The sequence below is a fragment of the Thermoleptolyngbya oregonensis NK1-22 genome (assembly GCF_032705245.1).
GTDB lineage: Bacteria > Cyanobacteriota > Cyanobacteriia > Elainellales > Elainellaceae > Thermoleptolyngbya > Thermoleptolyngbya sichuanensis.
The window spans coordinates 4,902,106-4,919,475 of sequence record NZ_CP053540.1 but is presented as its reverse complement, the minus strand read 5'-3'; the positions used below and the strand labels follow the sequence as shown (position 1 = coordinate 4,919,475).

The 17,370-nt window shown below is 56.6% G+C and carries 18 protein-coding genes and 1 pseudogene; 12 read left to right on the top strand and 7 right to left on the bottom strand.

What is annotated here, in order from left to right; genetic code table 11:
* Window positions 1–78: 78 nt before the first annotated feature.
* A complete protein-coding gene (locus tag HNI00_RS20490; protein ID WP_316789012.1) occupies window positions 79–375 on the bottom strand; it encodes a hypothetical protein in 297 nt (98 codons plus the stop codon).
* A gap of 607 nt (window positions 376–982) precedes the next feature.
* Between HNI00_RS20490 and HNI00_RS20485 the strand changes: the two genes are divergently transcribed.
* Together HNI00_RS20485 and HNI00_RS20480 are read left to right on the top strand one after the other, a co-directional pair.
* Window positions 983–1,516 carry a DUF4330 domain-containing protein gene (locus tag HNI00_RS20485; RefSeq protein WP_172354959.1) on the top strand — a complete coding sequence of 178 codons (534 nt, stop codon included), beginning with the start codon at window positions 983–985 and terminating at the stop codon, window positions 1,514–1,516.
* Between the two features lie 245 nt (window positions 1,517–1,761).
* On the top strand, window positions 1,762–2,706 hold the full coding sequence (locus HNI00_RS20480) for a glycosyltransferase family 2 protein (RefSeq protein ID WP_316789009.1): 945 nt from the start codon (window positions 1,762–1,764) through the stop codon (window positions 2,704–2,706).
* 49 nt (window positions 2,707–2,755) lie between these two features.
* On the opposite strand, the gene HNI00_RS20475 is transcribed toward HNI00_RS20480, so the two are convergent.
* From HNI00_RS20475 to HNI00_RS20465, 3 genes are read right to left on the bottom strand one after another with little or no spacing between them, the layout of a single operon-like run.
* Window positions 2,756–3,157 carry an ExbD/TolR family protein gene (locus tag HNI00_RS20475; protein WP_316789007.1) on the bottom strand — a complete coding sequence of 134 codons (402 nt, stop codon included), beginning with the start codon at window positions 3,155–3,157 and terminating at the stop codon, window positions 2,756–2,758.
* Window positions 3,141–3,791 carry a MotA/TolQ/ExbB proton channel family protein gene (locus HNI00_RS20470; RefSeq protein WP_316789005.1) on the bottom strand — a complete coding sequence of 217 codons (651 nt, stop codon included), beginning with the start codon at window positions 3,789–3,791 and terminating at the stop codon, window positions 3,141–3,143. The genes HNI00_RS20475 and HNI00_RS20470 overlap by 17 nt, the downstream gene beginning before the upstream one ends.
* Window positions 3,792–3,814: 23 nt before the next feature.
* A complete protein-coding gene (locus tag HNI00_RS20465; protein WP_255548907.1) occupies window positions 3,815–4,564 on the bottom strand; it encodes an LmeA family phospholipid-binding protein in 750 nt (249 codons plus the stop codon).
* Between the two features lie 530 nt (window positions 4,565–5,094).
* Between HNI00_RS20465 and HNI00_RS20460 the strand changes: the two genes are divergently transcribed.
* From HNI00_RS20460 to HNI00_RS20435, 6 genes are all read left to right on the top strand, one after another.
* The gene (locus tag HNI00_RS20460) at window positions 5,095–6,012 is read left to right on the top strand and encodes an NAD(+) kinase (protein WP_297078279.1); all 918 of its coding nucleotides are present in this window, start codon (window positions 5,095–5,097) and stop codon (window positions 6,010–6,012) included.
* A 184-nt stretch (window positions 6,013–6,196) separates the two neighbouring features.
* Window positions 6,197–6,547 (top strand): DUF565 domain-containing protein, encoded by a 351-nt coding sequence (locus tag HNI00_RS20455; RefSeq protein ID WP_297086916.1) that lies wholly within the window; start codon window positions 6,197–6,199, stop codon window positions 6,545–6,547.
* An 85-nt stretch (window positions 6,548–6,632) separates the two neighbouring features.
* A complete protein-coding gene (locus HNI00_RS20450; RefSeq protein ID WP_316789000.1) occupies window positions 6,633–7,739 on the top strand; it encodes a glycerate kinase in 1,107 nt (368 codons plus the stop codon).
* A gap of 92 nt (window positions 7,740–7,831) precedes the next feature.
* On the top strand, window positions 7,832–9,244 hold the full coding sequence (gene secD, locus HNI00_RS20445) for a protein translocase subunit SecD (RefSeq protein ID WP_316788998.1): 1,413 nt from the start codon (window positions 7,832–7,834) through the stop codon (window positions 9,242–9,244).
* Between the two features lie 76 nt (window positions 9,245–9,320).
* Window positions 9,321–10,307, top strand: a complete 987-nt coding sequence (gene secF / locus HNI00_RS20440; RefSeq protein WP_172354973.1) for a protein translocase subunit SecF — start codon at window positions 9,321–9,323, stop codon at window positions 10,305–10,307.
* A gap of 217 nt (window positions 10,308–10,524) precedes the next feature.
* Window positions 10,525–11,034, top strand: coding sequence for a hypothetical protein (locus HNI00_RS20435; RefSeq protein WP_316788995.1), 510 nt, complete (start codon window positions 10,525–10,527; stop codon window positions 11,032–11,034).
* Here the strand turns inward: HNI00_RS20435 and HNI00_RS20430 are convergent.
* On the bottom strand, window positions 10,975–11,190 hold the full coding sequence (locus HNI00_RS20430; RefSeq protein ID WP_297078269.1) for a hypothetical protein: 216 nt from the start codon (window positions 11,188–11,190) through the stop codon (window positions 10,975–10,977). The two genes, HNI00_RS20435 and HNI00_RS20430, sit on opposite strands and share 60 nt — an antisense overlap.
* Window positions 11,191–11,250: 60 nt before the next feature.
* Here HNI00_RS20430 and HNI00_RS20425 point away from each other — a divergent pair, with 60 nt between their 5' ends.
* Window positions 11,251–11,625: a hypothetical protein gene (locus HNI00_RS20425; RefSeq protein ID WP_316788993.1), complete on the top strand. Its 375-nt coding sequence runs from the start codon at window positions 11,251–11,253 to the stop codon at window positions 11,623–11,625.
* 310 nt (window positions 11,626–11,935) lie between these two features.
* On the opposite strand, the gene HNI00_RS20420 is transcribed toward HNI00_RS20425, so the two are convergent.
* Both HNI00_RS20420 and hpf read right to left on the bottom strand, forming a co-directional pair.
* Window positions 11,936–13,381, bottom strand: a complete 1,446-nt coding sequence (locus tag HNI00_RS20420; protein ID WP_316788991.1) for a sugar transferase — start codon at window positions 13,379–13,381, stop codon at window positions 11,936–11,938.
* 1,095 nt (window positions 13,382–14,476) lie between these two features.
* Entirely contained in the window at window positions 14,477–15,142 is a 666-nt protein-coding gene (hpf, locus tag HNI00_RS20415; RefSeq protein WP_277775312.1) for a ribosome hibernation-promoting factor, HPF/YfiA family, read from the bottom strand.
* A 164-nt stretch (window positions 15,143–15,306) separates the two neighbouring features.
* On the opposite strand from hpf, the gene lipB reads away from it, so the two are divergent.
* From lipB to HNI00_RS22235, 3 genes and pseudogenes are all read left to right on the top strand, one after another.
* The gene (gene lipB, locus HNI00_RS20410) at window positions 15,307–16,008 is read left to right on the top strand and encodes a lipoyl(octanoyl) transferase LipB (protein WP_316788987.1); all 702 of its coding nucleotides are present in this window, start codon (window positions 15,307–15,309) and stop codon (window positions 16,006–16,008) included.
* Window positions 16,009–16,567: 559 nt separating this feature from the next.
* On the top strand, window positions 16,568–16,981 hold the full coding sequence (locus HNI00_RS20405; RefSeq protein WP_316788985.1) for a hypothetical protein: 414 nt from the start codon (window positions 16,568–16,570) through the stop codon (window positions 16,979–16,981).
* Window positions 16,982–16,987: 6 nt separating this feature from the next.
* A pseudogene (locus HNI00_RS22235) lies at window positions 16,988–17,117 on the top strand (IS1 family transposase); the annotation flags it as partial.
* Window positions 17,118–17,370: the final 253 nt, after the last annotated feature.

Here is a 17,370-nt window from a genome sequence, read left to right as displayed (position 1 = left end):
GGGAATGGGGGATTTTGGATTTTGGATTGAGGGGATGCCCTGCTAAAATCCAAAACCCAAAATCGCTCTTATCTGTTCTTACTCGGTTGCGCCAGGGTTGCTGCGGATGTCGCGGTGGAGATAGCGCAGCACTTCGCCGGGGCGACCGTCGAGGACGATGCCGTGGGGTGGGAAATCCAGGGCGTTCGTCCACTCAAAGCGTTCGGCGTAGCGGAGCAGATGCAGACGGTCAATCGCCATCTGTGCATCTTCGGGGAGGCCGATGATGCAGTGGCGCAGGCGACGACGGTGGGGCAGTTCGCAGGTGAGCGGGGGCAGCGAAAACTGGGTCGCCTCCGAGATTGGGGACGACCAAGTGTATTGAATTGTCAGCATTTGGGGTTTCCTCCTGGAAACGATGGGGTAGGAAACCCCGAAATGTTGGCCGCCCACGGACGTGAAGCGCTGGGACAGGGCGGCCTACAATGGACGCAGCCCTGAGACAGCCGTTACCTGTCGAGGGGTCAGGTGTTGGTAGATGTTTGCCGCATCTACCGACACCGTAGGTGACTAAACGACCAAAATTTCGGGGGAAAGGCAAGCTGCACTGATAGGAATCGAATCGCAGCTTGATGGACGATTGTACTGGATGCGATCGCCCCCGTCAATTGTCCTGCGTCAGTAGCAGCAACGCTCAGTATGGCGGCTCAGTTGGCACTGGGCGAGTGGTGCTGGGCGAGATGTGTAGCTCCAGACCGTGCAGCATAAAGGTGAGCAGATGCTCCCAACTGTCGAAAGACAGGCAGAATACTTGTAGCGGGTTGATGCTCGCAAATCATCCAAAAAGGTCTTAAGTCCCTCCACTGCCTAAATATTTTCCCCCTCCAATGGACGGACTGCACCACCGTCATCCCGTCGTGCTACTCTTTCAGAGTCCGCTGCATTTGCAGTGGTGCAGGAATTTGGTTAAACCTGGTATTGCGTCGGCTAGAACGCTTCAGACATGGCTATTCTGGACTCAAAGGGACGGTTGTTTGGCAAGGTCAATATCCTCGATTTGGGCGCGGCGCTGGTGATGCTGCTGGTGGCAGTGGCAGTTTTTCTAGTGCCAGGAACTTCGGGTTCCTCGGTGGCGCAGCTTGGCGTACAGACCAAGCCCGTGCAGGTGGATACCATTGTGCGTGGGCTAACGGTCAGCGATCCGGCGGCGCTGGTGCAATCCTTGCAAGAGAGCAAAAAGGTCAATGTGATCATCCGAAACCAGCCCTATGGCGAACTGGACGTGGTGGGCGTAAAGCAGCTTCCCCGCTCGGTGGCGGTTCCCCAGCCCGATGGCACGGTGATTTCGCTGCCCGATCCGCGCCCAGAGTTGGACTTCACCCTGGACATGATGATTACGCTGGCCGGAGATGCCCAAATGACGGACGATGGCCCAGTGCTGGGCAACAACAAGGTGAAAGTGGGCACGCCGCTGGAACTGGAGGGACAAACCTTCCGGTTCAATGCGCCTGTGGTCGGTGTGCGAATTCAGGAATAAGCGTCCTCCATGTGGGACAGGTCGCCTGGCGGCTGCGCTAAGCTCAGAATGACGTGCTGGCGGCCGTGGGCTGCTGGGGCTGGTGTCCAATTCTCCCAGGTGGCGCTGCGAAGGAAATTGCTGGAAGCCTAGCAAAAGCTCGACTGGCAATCCAAAATCGCAAATCCAATTGCAAATCCAAAATCGGAGAATGGAGATTGCGCCGAAATCGCACCGCCTGATTCAGAACTTGTCCGAGGGAAAGCGTGTTCTTTAGCGTTGTTATTCCGACTTACAACCGCAAGCCGATTCTGGAAAAATGCCTGCGATCGCTCGAACAGCAGGTCATTCCCCCCAATAGCCCCATCGAAGGCTATGAAGTCGTTGTCGTAGACGACGGCTCGACGGATGAAACCGTCGGCTGGCTCCGGGCAAACGCCGCGGCACTGCCACACGTCCGCCTGTTTCTGCAAGATCACCAGGGGCCGGCCGCGGCTCGTAATCTGGGTGTGGAAAAAGCAACGGGCGACACGATTATCTTTATCGACAGCGATCTGGTGGTGACGGAGGTCTTCTTGCAGGCCCACGCGGCGGCGCTGCTGGAAGGCACAAAGCGGCTGGGGAGCGATCGCCTCTTTACCTACGGCCGCGTGATCAACACCTGCAATTTCGACGACCCAACCGCTGAACCCTTCAAGGTGACGGATTTTTCGGCGGCCTACTTTGCGACTGGAAACGTGGCGATCGCCCGTCACTGGCTAGAGCAAGCGGGGCTGTTTGACACGCGCTTTCAGCTCTACGGCTGGGAAGACCTGGAACTGGGCGTTCGCCTAAAAAACCTGGGGCTGACCCTCGTGAAATGTCCGGCGGCCGTCGGCTATCACTGGCATCCGCCCTTCGCCCTCAGCCAAATTCCCAACCTAATTGACAAAGAAATTCAGCGCGGCCGCATGGGCGTGTTGTTCTACCAAAAGCACCCCACTTGGGACGTGCGCCTGATGATCCAGATGACCTGGCTGCACCGTGTTCTGTGGGGCGTGCTGTCTCTCGGCGGCCGGCTCAACGAGCGCACCCTTGCGCCCCTGCTGCAATGGCTAATTGATCGGGGCAAACCGCAGCTTGCGCTCGAAATCGCCCGCGTCTTTCTCAACTGGTACAACGTCCAAGGCGTTTACGCCGCCTACGATGAGTTCCTCGCCTCCAAAGCCTGAAATCCAAAATTCAAAATCCAAAAATTCAAAATCCAAAAATCCAAAATTGCTAGGGTCGTTCCGTGGCGATCGCCAACCGCACATTCGGAATCGCCCGCAGCCGATCCATCACCGCCACCACCTGACCGTGGGGCACAGCCTTGTCGGCATTGATCACCACCAGCGGCGAATTGCCCCCGTCCGTCCGCTGGCGCACCGCCGCATCCAGCGCGTCTAGCGTAATCGGCTGTCGGTTTAGCGACAGGTTTCCGCTAGCGTCAATGGTGACGACGGTTTGCTCCTGGGGTTGGAGATCTGCCGTCGCCGCCCCTGGCAGGTTCACAGGCAACCCCTCGGAGCGCGTCAGAAACAGCGTAGACAGGACAAAGAAGGTGAGAATCGCAAAAATCACGTCGATCATCGGCACAATGTTGATCGACGGCGGCGGATCTGGCTCACTGGGTAGGCGCATAGGGGGGACTCCGATATTCCTGACGGCGGCGGTGCAGCAGTTCCAACTGGCCGCCGTATTCCTGAATCAGCGCTACCTGCCGCTGATATAGGCCGCGAAACGTGTTGGCAAACAGCAGCGTGATAATCGCCACAATCAGCCCAGCGGCGGTAGAGATGAGCGCCTCGCTGATGCCCGCCGTCACCCCTGAAGTCTGCGTACCGCCGAGGTCGCCCAGCCGCAGCGAGCTAAAGGACTGGATCAACCCCAGAATCGTGCCCAATAGCCCCAGCAGCGGCGCAACGCTGATCACCGTGTCGAAGACCGTGTTGAACCGTCGCAGCAAGGGTAGCTCTGCCTGGGCCGCGCTCTCTAGCGCCAGCCGAAACTCGTCCGGCGTGGCCTGCTCTAGCTCCAGCGCCGCCAGGAAAATGCGGGCCATGGGCAGGTTGGCGTGCTGCTCTAGCTTTTGAAACGCGGCGCGGGGGCTGCGACGATAGAGGGCCAGCGTGTCTTGGATGACGCGATCTTGCTGGCGGGTCAACTGCCACCAGAACACCAGTCGCTCTAGCACTAGCGCCATCGCCAAGATCGATAGCCCCAGCAGCGGCACCATCACCAGGCCGCCTGTGGCAAGTAGGTTAGGAATTGACATGAAACGGGGCAAAAAAGGCGACTTTACCGAGAGCCGGGAAAGTGATCTATTTGAGCATACCCGGTAAACACCAGTTTTTTGCCGTGGGTTTCCAGACGATTGATCCGCACCATCACGCCGTCTAGATCAAACCGATCTAAATCTACCATGCCGTCTAGCACTTCAGCAAAGGCGAGGCTGACGATTTTAGAGAGCGATCGCCCTTCGTCTGGCACGCCCTCTGGATCAAACTCCGCATTCTGAAAGCGGATCTGTCGGCGCTTTTCAACGGCGATCATAGACCGCAGGCTAATCGGCAGATCCTTCCGGTTTGGCAAATCTACCTTTGCCCCAATATGCACCTGGTTTTCGGGCATCAGGGTAATGTGGACATCCCGAAAAGATACGGGTTCGCCGCCCGACAGATTCGTCAGCGCCTCCATCTCGACATTCACCAAATGCTGGCGCACCAAATCAGCATCAAAAGCCTTGTTAATCCCCTCTTCTGTGAGGATTACCTGCGCCACGGCCTGCGTCGGCTGCTTAAGGCGGAGTTGCCCGCTTAGCGCCGAGGCCGGGTCAATCGACACTGCATCCGTGGTAAACGACATTTCTTCGACGTGGAAATCGCGCCGAATCACCAGGTTACGGCCCTGCATCTTGAAGCTGTCGATGCTGCCCTGCAACAGCTTGCTGGAGGGAAAGCAGCGGATCTGCACGTCGATGGCTTCGCTGCTCGTGAACAGGTGGCGGATGGACTGGTTTGCAACCGCATTCAGCACCTGCTCACCCATGTCAGTATTGAGTGGGCGTGTGAAACCAGTAAAACCGCCAAACATAGGCTTTGTTAAAAGGGTATCCAGCAGTAGAGGAGTGGGAGGCATCCGCAGCGGATCGGACAATTCTTGTAACGAATTTGTAACGAAGCCACCTCACTTGTAACAAGTATTCACAAAAGTCGCAACTCAAAGCAGAATTGGGGAGATTAGAGAACCCGCATGGGGTCATTAGCTGGGATTATCAATCTGTACTGGGGGGCGATCGCCCCATCCCCTGCCAACTCTTGAGCAGCAACGTGCAAACTTCTACGGTTGGACATAATCTAAATAGTAAGGGAATGATGGGTCAGCCTGGAGCGTTGCTCTGTCTTGGCTAGCTCTCTTTTGGTCGCTCTTGGTCGCTCTTGCAAAGGCGTGTTGCCGGAGTTCAAGCTGCATCGCTGCTGCGGAGCCAGTCTGGAGGGCGATCGCCAAATTCGCCGACTCGACCCTCGTGCGCCCCTTTCCCTCGACGACTGCCCAACCACCAGAACCGGACGCTGAGTGTGCCCAAAATCGGGATTATCTACAACGACATCAAACCTGTGGCCTGCCGCATTGCGGAAGAACTGAACGAGAAAATTGCAGGCTATGGCTGGGAGGTATACCTGGCAACCGGAATGGGCGGCATCCTGGGATATTCCAAGCCGAACCGGCCCATGTGCCATACGCCGATCGCCAGTCTCGCCCCCACCGGGTTTGACGAAGACATGGCGCTGGCGGTGGTGCTGGGCGGAGATGGAACCGTGCTGGCGGCGTTTCGGCAGGTGGCTCCCCACGGCATCCCGCTGCTGGCCATCAACACGGGGCACATGGGCTTCTTGACCGAAACCTATTTGAACCAGCTTCCTCAGGCAATTGAGGCGATTTTGGCGCAGGATTACGATATCGAAGAGCGCCTGATGCTGACGGTTCAGTTGTTTCAAAAGGACGTGCTGGCCTGGGAGGCGCTCTGCCTGAACGAGATGGTGCTGCATCGGGAGCCGCTGACCAGCATGTGTCACTTCGAGGTGGAAGTGGGCCGCCATGCGCCCGTCGATATCGCCGCCGACGGCATTATTCTCTCTACCCCCACGGGGTCCACCGCCTACGCGCTGTCGGCAGGCGGCCCGGTGATCACGCCCGACGTAGCCGTGATGCAGTTGGTGCCGATCTGCCCGCATTCGCTGGCCTCTCGCGCCCTGGTTTTTTCCGCCACAGAACCCGTTACAATCTACGCAGCCAATCCTGATCGCCTGGTGATGGTCGTGGACGGCAACGCAGGCTGCTATGTGTGTCCTGAAGACCGGGTGCGCGTGCAGCGATCGCCCTATCCTGCCAAGTTTGTGCGGCTAAAGCCACCGGAATTTTTCCACGTCCTCCGCGAGAAACTGGGCTGGGGCCTGCCCCACGTCGCCAAACCCACCTCTGTCGAGCTGCCTTAATCCACGCAATGTGCAATTTTGCCGATCTCCCTCACCCTAAATCCCTCTCCCAGAGCGGGAGAGGGACTTCAAGCCTCTCTTGCTCCCCTTCTCCTGACCTGGGAGAAGGGGTCGGGGGATGAGGGCAGATTGAAAGTTGCACATCGTGCCTTAATCCCCAACTCCTAATCCCCAATCTCCAGAAATGCAGGACACTCGCCTGACTCGCCTCCTCAACGGTACGCTGGGCCAGTTTGACCAATGGCTGCTCAATCCCTGGCGGCGGATTTCGCTGGTGGTGATGAGTTTGCTGCTGGGAAATTTTCTGGCGGGGGCGGTGGCCACCACAGCCGGAGCGACTTCAGAGTGGGACATTTTGGTGTCAGCCCTGATGGTGGTGATGACGGAGACGATTAGTCGCTTTGTGTACTGGCAGCGGCGATCGCAGCTTGTCAACGGCCGTCCGCGCCCGTCCATCGTGTCAGAGATGCTAAACGCCATGAAAATGGGGCTGACCTACGGACTGTTTTTGGAAGCCTTCAAGCTGGGAAGCTGAGGCGCAGCAAAAGTTCGGCAAGCGGTTCGGCAAGCGGTTCGGCAAGAGGTTTGGCAAGACGCATTGTGGCAACTTACAGCAACTTGTGGCAACTCAAAACGCTCCACTCCAGACCCTCCTGGCGCAACTCGCTGACGAACCGTTTTCTGGGCAGGGTTCCGATTCGTCCGCAGCCGTTTCGTTAGCAGTTTCGCTGCTGAGGGCAGATTGGCTGGCACGGGGCTGGCAACCTGAGCAGTTTGGGCTTGCCGAAGCCCAGCTAGACGACTGGATGATTGCCCAAGCCGAACACTTTCGACAGGCGTATCGGGCGATCGCCCCCCTGTGCCAGGATGAACTCGGCTGGGACGCAGTGCCCCTCGATCTGCTGTGGGGTCTGTGGCTACCGCTGGCAGAATGGCTCAGGCAGCGCTGGCGATTGCACTCGCGCCCTCTGATTCAGGGCATCTTGGGCGGGCAGGGCACGGGCAAATCGACCTTGGCGCGGCTGCTACAGGGCATTTTGGCGGCGGACGGGCTGCGGGTTGTTTGTTTATCGATTGATGACTTGTACAAAACCTGGGGCGATCGCCAGCAGTTGCAGCAGGCCGATCCGCGATTGTGCTGGCGCGGCCCCCCCGGCACTCACGATGTAGATCTGGGAATTCAGACGCTCCAAGCCCTGCGACAGGGCAAAAGTCCCGTGCTGCTGCCCCGGTTCGACAAATCGCTGCACCAGGGCCAGGGCGATCGCACCGCGCCAGAGCCAGTTTCCGGTGCAGACCTGGTGCTGTTTGAAGGCTGGTTTGTCGGGCTGCGACCCATCGACCCAGCCGCCTTCGACGACGCGCCGCCGCCCATTCTCACCGCCGCGGACCGAGCCTTTGCCCGCGACTGCAACACTCGTTTGGCAGACTATCTGCCCCTGTGGAGCCTGCTGGATGGGCTGATCGTGCTGCGCCCCGATGATTATCGCCTCAGCCAGCAGTGGCGAAAGCAAGCCGAACACCGCATGGCCGCCGCTGGCCGCCCCGGCATGAGCGATGCCGAAATCGACCAGTTTGTGGAATATTTCTGGCGATCGCTCCATCCCGCGCTGTTTTACCCGCCGCTGCTGCGGGATTCTGAGCAAGTGGATTGGGTGGTGGAGGTGCGGGCAGATCGGCAAGTGGATCGCGTTTGGAAGGGCAGAGGGAATGACGGGACAGCATGATCCTTGATTTCCACAGTTCCACCCCAAGGCGCTAACGCCCCAACACTCCCCAAATCCGGCTATCATAGCGATTGTCGTATGAGCTACAAAGCATGGGCAGACAGCGTTCTCTCCTGGCGTTGATTTTACTGTTGGCGATCGCCGCGGCGGTTTTGCTGACCCAGCGACCCCTAAATTTGGGTCTGGATTTGCGGGGCGGGTCACAGTTGACGCTCCAAGTCAGCCCGACGGCAGAAGTCCCCGAAATCACACCAGAGAAGATGGAGAGCGTGCGGGCAGTGGTGGAGCGCCGGGTCAACGGGCTGGGCGTATCGGAGGCGCTGGTGCAGACCGTGGGAGACACGCAGCTTTTGGTGCAGCTTCCGGGCGTGAGCGATCCGGCCCAGGCAGAGCGAGTGTTGGGCGACACGGCCCAGCTCGATTTTCGCCAACAGCGCCAGGGCACAGAGGCCCAGCTTCGGGCAGAATATCAAGTGCTGCAAGGCTTGCTTGTGCAGCAGGCGAATCTAGAAATTAACAACGCAGACCCGGCAGAATTGGCCGAAAACCGAGCCGCCATCGAGCGAAGCAACCAGGCGATCGCCAGCTTGTTCGACAAAGTGGGGCTGACGGGCGACATGCTGCGAAATGCCTACGCCCAGCCCATCAGCGGCAACGCCTGGGAAGTGGGGCTGGAATTTAACGAAGAGGGCGGCCAGAAATTTGCCGAAATGACCAAAGCCGTAGCAGGCACAGGCCGCAGCCTGGGCATTTTCCTGGATGACGATCTGCTCAGCGCTCCCACCGTAGACGTGAAATATGCCGAAACGGGCATCGTCGGCGGCCGCGCCAGCATCAGCGGCGGCTTTGATGCACAGCGGGCCGGGGAACTGGCGCTGCAACTGCGGAGTGGGGCGCTGCCTGTGCCGGTGGAAATTGTCGAAAACCGCACCGTCGGCGCAACCCTCGGCCGCGACAGCATTCAGCGGAGTATCTATGCGGCGATCGCCGGCCTCATTCTCGTCCTCATCTTTATGGTGGTGTATTACCGCCTGCCGGGTCTGCTAGCTGATATTGCTTTGGTCGTCTACGCGCTGCTGACCCTGGCGTTGTTCAACCTGCTCAACGTCACGCTCACGCTGCCGGGGATTGCCGGGTTTATCCTCAGCATCGGCATGGCGGTGGATGCCAACGTGCTGATCTTCGAGCGCACCCGCGAAGAATTGCGGTCTGGCAAAACCCTCTACCGCTCCGTAGAATCTGGCTTCTATCGCGCTTTTTCCAGCATTTTGGACAGCAACGTCACCACGCTAATTGCCTGTGCTGCCCTGTTCTGGCTGGGGGTGGGCCTGGTCAAAGGCTTCGCCCTAACGCTGGCAATTGGCGTGGTCGTCAGCATGTTTACCGCGCTGACCTGTACCCGCACGCTGTTGCTCACTGCGCTGTCGATTCCCAGCCTGCGGAAGCCCAGCTACTTTAGCCCCGGCGTTTCCAACTCTCCCTCGGCTCGGCCCTCTTCGACCTGAGAAGGTTTGAGCATTTCTCGAAACAAGGCTCCGCTCTGCCGTTCATTTCTGCCGCACGTCTGGCAAAGGCAACTCCATGAAACTGCACGTCATCAAACAGCGCAACCTCTGGTGGGCGATCTCCGCCGCGTTCATCCTCAGTGGACTAGCAGCGATGTTGATCTCCTGGCAAAACTTTGGTGCGCCGCTGCGGCCTAGCCTCGACTTTGTGGGCGGCTCCCGGCTCCAGCTAGAGCTGGCCTGCGCCCGCGAGAAAACCTGTGAGCAGCCCATCGATCCAGCAACGGTGCGGTCTGTTCTGGCAGAACAGGGACTAGCAAACAGCAGCATCCAGGTATTGGGAACCGAGCAAGATGCCCTGCTGATTCGCACTTCGACGCTGAATGTGGAACAGCGAACCGAACTCCTGCAAGCCCTGGAGGCCAAGCTGGGCAAATTTGACCCTGCTGCAACCCAGATTGACACCGTGGGGCCCACGCTCGGTCGGCAGATTTTCACATCGGGGCTGCTGGCGCTGCTGGCGGCCTTTGCGGGCATTATGGTCTACCTCAGCCTGCGGTTCCAGTTTGACTATGCTCTGTTTGCGATTGTGGCACTGCTGCACGATGTGCTGGTGACGCTGGGGCTGTTTTCGATTCTGGGGCTGGTGTCAGGGCTGGAGGTGGATAGCCTGTTTATTGTGGCGCTGCTGACGATTGTGGGCTTTTCGGTGAATGATACGGTGGTAATTTACGATCGCATCCGGGAGCGCATCAAGGAAAGCCCGGGTCGCCACATCAACGACATCGTGGACGAGGCGGTAAACCAAACCCTGACCCGCTCCATCAACACGACATTGACCACAATCTTGAGCCTGGTGGCGATCTTCCTGTTTGGTGGAGAAACGCTGAAATACTTCGCCTTGGCGCTGATTGTGGGATTCGTAGCAGGTGCTTATTCCAGTATTTTTATCGCCAGCACGCTGCTGGCCTTTTGGCGAGAGCGGACGGGACGGGCGATCGCCCAGCCAGAACCCGTTGCCGACGGCCCGCTAGACATTACTCCCAGCCCAGAAGATGCCTGATCACCCAGAGCCTCTAAGCACCGACGCAGTTTTACTTAGATATGGCTAGGACTTACGCACTTGCGATTAAACTTTTCGGGTTTTGGACAATTTCTCGCGGGCGCAGCCCGCGAGAAATTGTCCAACTGCGTAAGTCCTAATGGCTTTGAAATGGCTTTTTTAGAAATGGCTTTTTTGGAAATGGCTTTTTTGATGTAGCTTCTCAGACGTGGCTTCTATGTGGCCCAAACCGATTTGGAAAAAACCTGCGGCCCAGCCAGATCCCTTTCCCACGGATTCAGACTTTCAGGCTGAAGTGGAGCGACTGCATCAGCACTGGATGAACATGCGCTGGCGGTGGCTGAGGCTGTTGTGGCTGGCGGTCGTGCCGCTCTCCCTGTGGCACCTGCGCGATGAAATTGCGCTCTGGCGGCAATATTTCACCTGGACTGCTGTGCGCTACGGACTGATCTACCATCCCCTGGCCGCCACGGGGCTGATTCTCTGCGCTAGCCTCACGGTTTCAACCCTGCTGTGGCAAAGCTATACGCTCCTGTTTGGCATACCCACCGACTACCGCCGTCGCCTGAGTGAGCGCGTTCTAGAAATTCGCCAGCGGGGGCCAAGGCATCCCCTGTGGCGTAGGGTGTGTCAGTCGTTTCAAGCCGGGTCCTCAGCGACCAAGCCACTAGCGCAACACCCCCCACACGATCAGCCACACCCCCAGCGCCGCAAACGCGCTCCCTAAAACCATATCCTGCCAAAAGGTTCGGCTGCGCCGCCCCGATGTCTGCACTTCATTCCACGCTTGCAGCAACAGCAGCCCGCCCACAAATACCAGCACAATGCCCGTGGCTCGCATGGTTGCTTTGGAAATCGGATCATTGGATATCAGCAGTCTCATGCTTCAACACTCCAAAGCTCCAACGGCTCTGGCCCTCCAACCCTCCAACATGCCCCAACCGTGACTCAACGGCGATCGCTCTCCTATCTTCTGGCAGTGCTGCTAGGCATTGTACTCGCAGTGCTGCTGTTCACGCCGCTGCGATTTGCGGCCCTCAGTTGGGTGGGCATTCCGGTTTCGATTCGCTCGGTGCAGCGGATGCCGTTTGTTTTTAGCGTGCCAGTCCGAGTGTCGGGCGTGGTGGGCGATCGCGCACCGCTTGTAGATGCGCTGCTGTATGAACTGCAAGACAACACAGGCAGCATCTGGGTTCTCTCGCCAGACACAACGGTGCAATCCGGAGAGCGGCGAACCGTGCAGGGCCGACTGATGTTTGAGAGCATTGTGATCGACGGAGACGAACAGGGTGAGGTTTATTTACTCAGTAGTGAATAAACGATTAAGCGCCGCAGAAGAATCATAATCTCAGGAGAGCCATAATCTCAGGAGAGCCATTGTAAGAAGAAATAAGAAGAAGCGAGAGAGCATTGTGCCCTCCCGCTTAAGTTGTATAGACGCGATTTATAGACGCGATGTGCAACTTTCAATCTGCCCGCATCCCCTAACCCCTTCTCCCACCTGGGAGAAGGGGAGCAAGAGAGGCTCGAAGTCCCTCTTCCGCGCTGTCGTTGCGTTCAATACGGCCAGCAATCCCTGAAAGGGAGCAAGAGAGGCTCGAAATCCTTCTTCTGCTCTGGGAGAGGGCTTAATAAGCGCCGCTCTTGCCAATCACCACCTGAACCGTCTTCAGCAGAATCTTTAAGTCAAGCCAGAGCGACCAGTTGGTGATGTAGATCAGATCAAGCTGCACGGCCTTCTCGAAATCGGTAATATCCGAACGCCCCGAAACCTGCCACAGTCCCGTAATCCCAGGCAGCACCTCTTGCCGAATGAAGTGGCGCTCTTGAAAGCGCTCAACATCTCGCACAGGCAGAGGGCGCGGCCCCACGAAGCTCATCTCACCCACCAGCACATTGAACAGTTGCGGTAGCTCATCCAGGCTGTAGCGACGCAGGAACTTGCCGATTCGCGTAATCCGGGGGTCGTCCTTCATCTTGAACAGCACGCCGTCCTTCATCTCGTTCTGCGCTTCTAGCACGGCCTGAAGCTGAGCCGCATTCTGCACCATTGTGCGGAACTTCCAGACCTTGAACTTATTGCCATGTAGACCGACGCGGGTTTGCCGGAAGAAAATGGGCCCCGGAGAATCCATCCGAATCAGCAGGGCGATCGCAACGTATAGCGGAGAAAACACCAGAATGGCGATCACCGCGCCCCAGAAATCAAAGAACCGCTTGACCCAAAAATCACTGCCGACCAGAACTGGCGCTTCCAGCGTCAGCGTCGGCAACTCACCCATCATCCGAAACTGCGACTTGGGAAACGAAGAGGCAATTTCACCCGGCAAGATACGAAGCGTAATGCCCGCCGTCTGAAAATGCCAGCAAAGGTGGAGTCGGTTTTGAATCGCAGTCCAAGAAACAAACAGCTCCGCGATGCCAAGCTCTCGGACTCGTCGGATCGTTTCATCTCGATTGCGTCGGTCGAGGGCGCGGGCACTTGCAACCCCCATCAGGCGATAACGATTTTCTTTTTCAATCAATTGAATATTTCGCTGCTGCTCATCATCATCACAGATTAAAAATACCGGATAGCAGGCTGCACCGCGCTTACGAACGATCTCAGTGCCCCGGTCAATCAAGAACCGACCACCACATACAAACGCCACACTCAGGAACCAGGAAATCAGAAACGTCGAGCGCGAGACATACCGATCTGGCTCGTAGAGGAAGGCAATCAGCAGCAGCAACCCTTCCGCCAGTGAAAGCGCTTTGACAACTCCCAGATAGTCTCGACGGGGCAGTCCCGAACCGTATAGCCCTCGCGAAATCATGACTCCCAGCTTAACCGCCAGAATGAGCGGCAAGAAGGAGTAGCGGCCTAAACTGCTCCAAGGGGAGTCCAACTCGGTTCCCAGAGAAACCGCTAGCCCCCAAGCCAGTAAAATCGCAGCGCCATCCGACACGAGCAAACTGAGCATCCGCACCCAGCCGATTGCCACACCTCTGCGGAGTTGAGTAAAGGCGGGCGATCGCAAGTCGGATAGGGTTCTAGATGCCGAACCGAGCGAGAGGGATTTTATGGAAACCATCTCTTTTGAATCTCCAGCTAACACTCAAACGTAACCGAAACACATGCACCCAAGACCAGATGATCAGTCATGTACCTAAAACCGGGGGTTGAAACCAAGGTTGATCAGGCGACAAGCTTGAACTCTGATGCAAGAGAAACTCTGCCGACGAACCAACAACCGAATCAGTGGAACAGAACTAAACTCCAGTCAAAATACGTTTCGACACCCCCTTTCAACACCCCCTTAAAGCAGCCCATTGCCTGAAATGAGCCAGATACTTGATTGCCCTCAAAGAGACTGACAAACTAGAAACACCTCAGAAACCGCCTGCACATGAGTCGGTGAAACCACTCGCCTCAACATCAGGCAGTAGATAAATTTACTTCTTAAAGTTTTTAAGATTTCACTGCGTATACGTACAACTTAAACCGTGTAACTACGGATAGAAAGCGGTATCCGGTCAGTCCATTAAATCTTTATCATTCCTGACCTGTGTATGAATTTACTTTGTAGAGCGTAGATTAGCTGAATCGCCAAAGGGTCTGATACTAATGCCCCTAGGTCTTTACGGAAAATTTATGGTGCTTTCATGGAGGCATCATGAAGTGCTTCTATACACTTAGGCTGGCTATGTATACGTATCCGCTTTCTAAAGACATGAAGTCAAAGAATCAAAATGAAATCTGATACAGAAGCTTTGTGCTCGATGTATTAAATCGACCCTCTCATACCCCAAGCGGCATTAGCTCTCCCCAAGGGCGCTATGAATGGAATCGCCAAAAGCTCCACAGACGCTTGACTAACCATTCAAAATCGCAGAACCCGAATCGATACGACCCTGTATTGCGTTTTCAGGAGCCTGGTAAGGGCAGGGCTGGCGGCTTCAGGGGCGTAAGTTTTGCTAAAACCCAAAACGGGAGCCAAGCGAAACTGCTGGACTCCCGTTTTTCCTGTTAAAAGCGATTAGAGCAAGCAGTTAAGAGCGATCAGTTAAGAGCGGTCAGTAACTTTTAAGCTGCTGTGTAAGCCGCTGTATAAGCTGCTGTGTAAGCCGCTGTAACTGATTGACGTAACTGACTTAAACGAATGGCATGAACCAACGCGCCCTGCGGTCTAGGTTCCTTTATGAACCGAAGCAGTAGTTGAAGGCGTGTAGGCTTTGGTGCCATTTTGAGCCGCTTTGCCATTGCCATTTTCAGCAGGGTGGTGGCCATTGGTGCGGCGCGGCTGAATCACGCCATAGCCGCCATGATTGCGCTCGTAAATCACGTTGATTTCGCCCGTCTCGGCGTTAAGAAACATATAAAAATCGTGATCTACCAGTTCAAGCTGTTCTAGCGCCTGCTCAATGGTCATCGGCGGCATGGCAAAATACTTGCTTCGCACCACCTCCGAGGGCAGTTCGGGTTCGCGGTTGGCGAGCAAGTCGGCATCAACGGGTTGATAGGGCAACACCTCCGCCGTGCGGATGGGTGTGTGTGTGTTCCGCTTTTCTTTGAACTTGCGGAGCTGGCGGCTAATCTTGTCAGCCACGAGGTCGATGCTGGCGTAGAGGTTTTCGCTGCTTTCTTCTGCGCGGACAACAGCGCCGTTTGCGTAGATCGTCACCTCAGCCGTTTGTCGAGGGTTAATCCGGGGGTTGCGAGCCACCGACAAACACACATCCACTTCGGTCGTCAGGTTTTGGAAATGACTCACTGCCTTTTCAACTTTCTGACGAACGTATTCATGGAGCGCATCGGTGATCTCAATGTTTTTGCCCTGGATGACAAGCTTCATAGAGCTTCCTCCCCTTAATGGTGGGTATTCAATTACCCTGTTGTAGTGGGTATATTTTCACCCTAGCACCTTGTATTCTGGACGACGGATTCGTTACATAATGCTTTGCAAGCTGTGATGATTCTTGATTTGTTGGCGGGTGCAGACGGTCGCTTTTGGGCGGGATGAGTCCTTTGGTGGAGCAACGGGTAAATCAACTATCCAGCCATATTTGCTGGCTTTGGGAAGCGGGACTTGTGCCTTACAAAACAGCCTGGGAATGGCAGCGATCGCACTTAAATCGCCTGATCCAGCAGCCCGATTCCCCAGACCTGCTGATCTTGCTGGAGCATCCCCCCGTCTACACACTGGGGCAGGGGGCAACGCTGGATTTTGTGAAGTTTGATCTTGAGCGGACGGATGCAGAGATTCACCGGGTCGAGCGCGGCGGCGAGGTGACGTATCACGGGCCGGGGCAACTGGTGGGCTATCCGATTTTGAACCTGCGACGCTATCGGCAAGATTTGCACTGGTATTTGCGGCAGTTGGAGGAGGTAGTGATCCGGGCGATCGCCCTGTTTGGGCTGGTGGGCGGCCGGATCGACGGGCTGACGGGCGTGTGGGTGGGCGGGCGCAAGGTCGGCGCAATTGGCGTGAAGGTGAGCCGCTGGGTGACGATGCACGGCTTTTCGCTAAATGTTTGCCCGGAGATGCGTGGCTTTGGGGCGATCGTGCCCTGCGGCATCGGCGATCGCCCGGTGGGTTGCCTGGCCGACTGGATTCCAGAGATTACCGTGGCGGAGGTGCAAGGGGCGATCGCCCAGTCGTTTGCCGAGGTCTTTGAAGTGACGCTCCAGCCCTATTGCATAACCGTCAACGATCTGTAAATAAATTGGCAACTTTCCGGATTTTTTCGTATCTTCAAGAAATAGGGTGTTTCTCAAATTTCCGCAGCATTGCTGAAGCCAAAATCCGGTTTAGGCAGTAGCGGTTTTTGCTATCTTGCTGAATTCAAGAATCTGTTGATTCTGATACTCAGGATCTGCTTAAGCTCAGTCCAATCAATTCACCTGGGCGATCGCACTTCGCCAGTCCTTAGTCTGTAAACCCAATACTTCTGAAGTGCCCGCAGGCTCACATTGCCTGATTTTCAGGGACATTATGCAGGCATTTCAGCATAAGGTCGGTTGGCCTGGGTTCGGAATCTCGACAGACTAAGTTAAACGCTGTTTCCAGTCGCGCTGTTCCTGCTGAAACGCTGTTCCCAGTTGCATAGCCTGCTTGTGGGTTCCGGTTGCATAGCCCGGTCAAACAGAGCGCGATCGCGCTAGTTCGCTGCACCCCAACTTTACTACCTGCCAAGCATACACAGACGCACACGCGCACCAGATCAGCCTGCGCTCCTTTGCCGTTTCTCCTCTTCCCTCCTCCTCCCACACACCCTCCATGTTCCTCACCTCTCCTCACGACAACGCCGACCCGTCTCTGGCAGAACTGTTGGAGTTTAGTGCGCGTGCCCTCACCCGCAAGCGCGTGGCTCGTCGGCAGGCTGTGGGCACAACACCCGCCCTGCGACTGCCCGATGGAGACGTAGCGCTGGCAAGGGTAGAGCCAGGAAGCAGGCTTGCACCCCTGCCTGAATTGCCGATCGTCCCGCCTGTTGAAACGCCAACGCTGGCTCCTCTGCGCGATCGCGACCTGAAGGCGCTAGAGGACTGGTTTTCGGTGAAAAATCTGGATGAAATCGAAGCGGACGTGCTGGCAAATCTGGCGCTGCTGTTGCCTGCCCCCTGCTGGGAAGATGACCCCTTTGGTGCAGATGCCACTGATACCCTCGATTTTCTGGCAGAGTACCTGTAGCTCATCAGCCGCTTGAGGCATTATCTTGCTCGCCTGCATCTCCAAGTCCGTAGACAGGCTAAAGCACTTGATGCGTTTGCTACTTCACTCCCTCAGGTTCGGTAAGATGCCCATCCCACAACTGATTCATCCTTGAATTCAGCAACGCCCAAAATTTTGCTAGCGCCGATTAGGTGTATCCACTACAGTCATCCATCAAGCTGCAATTTGATTCCGATCGGTGCGGCTTACCTTTCTCCCCGAAAATTTGGCCGGTTCGTCATTTACGGCATTGGACGGCATTGGACGGCATTGGTAGGTGTTGTCCGCATCTACCGACACCGTAGATGACTAAACGACCAAAATTTCGGGCGGAAACAAGCTGCTCGCACGACAGCTATGGCGCAGTG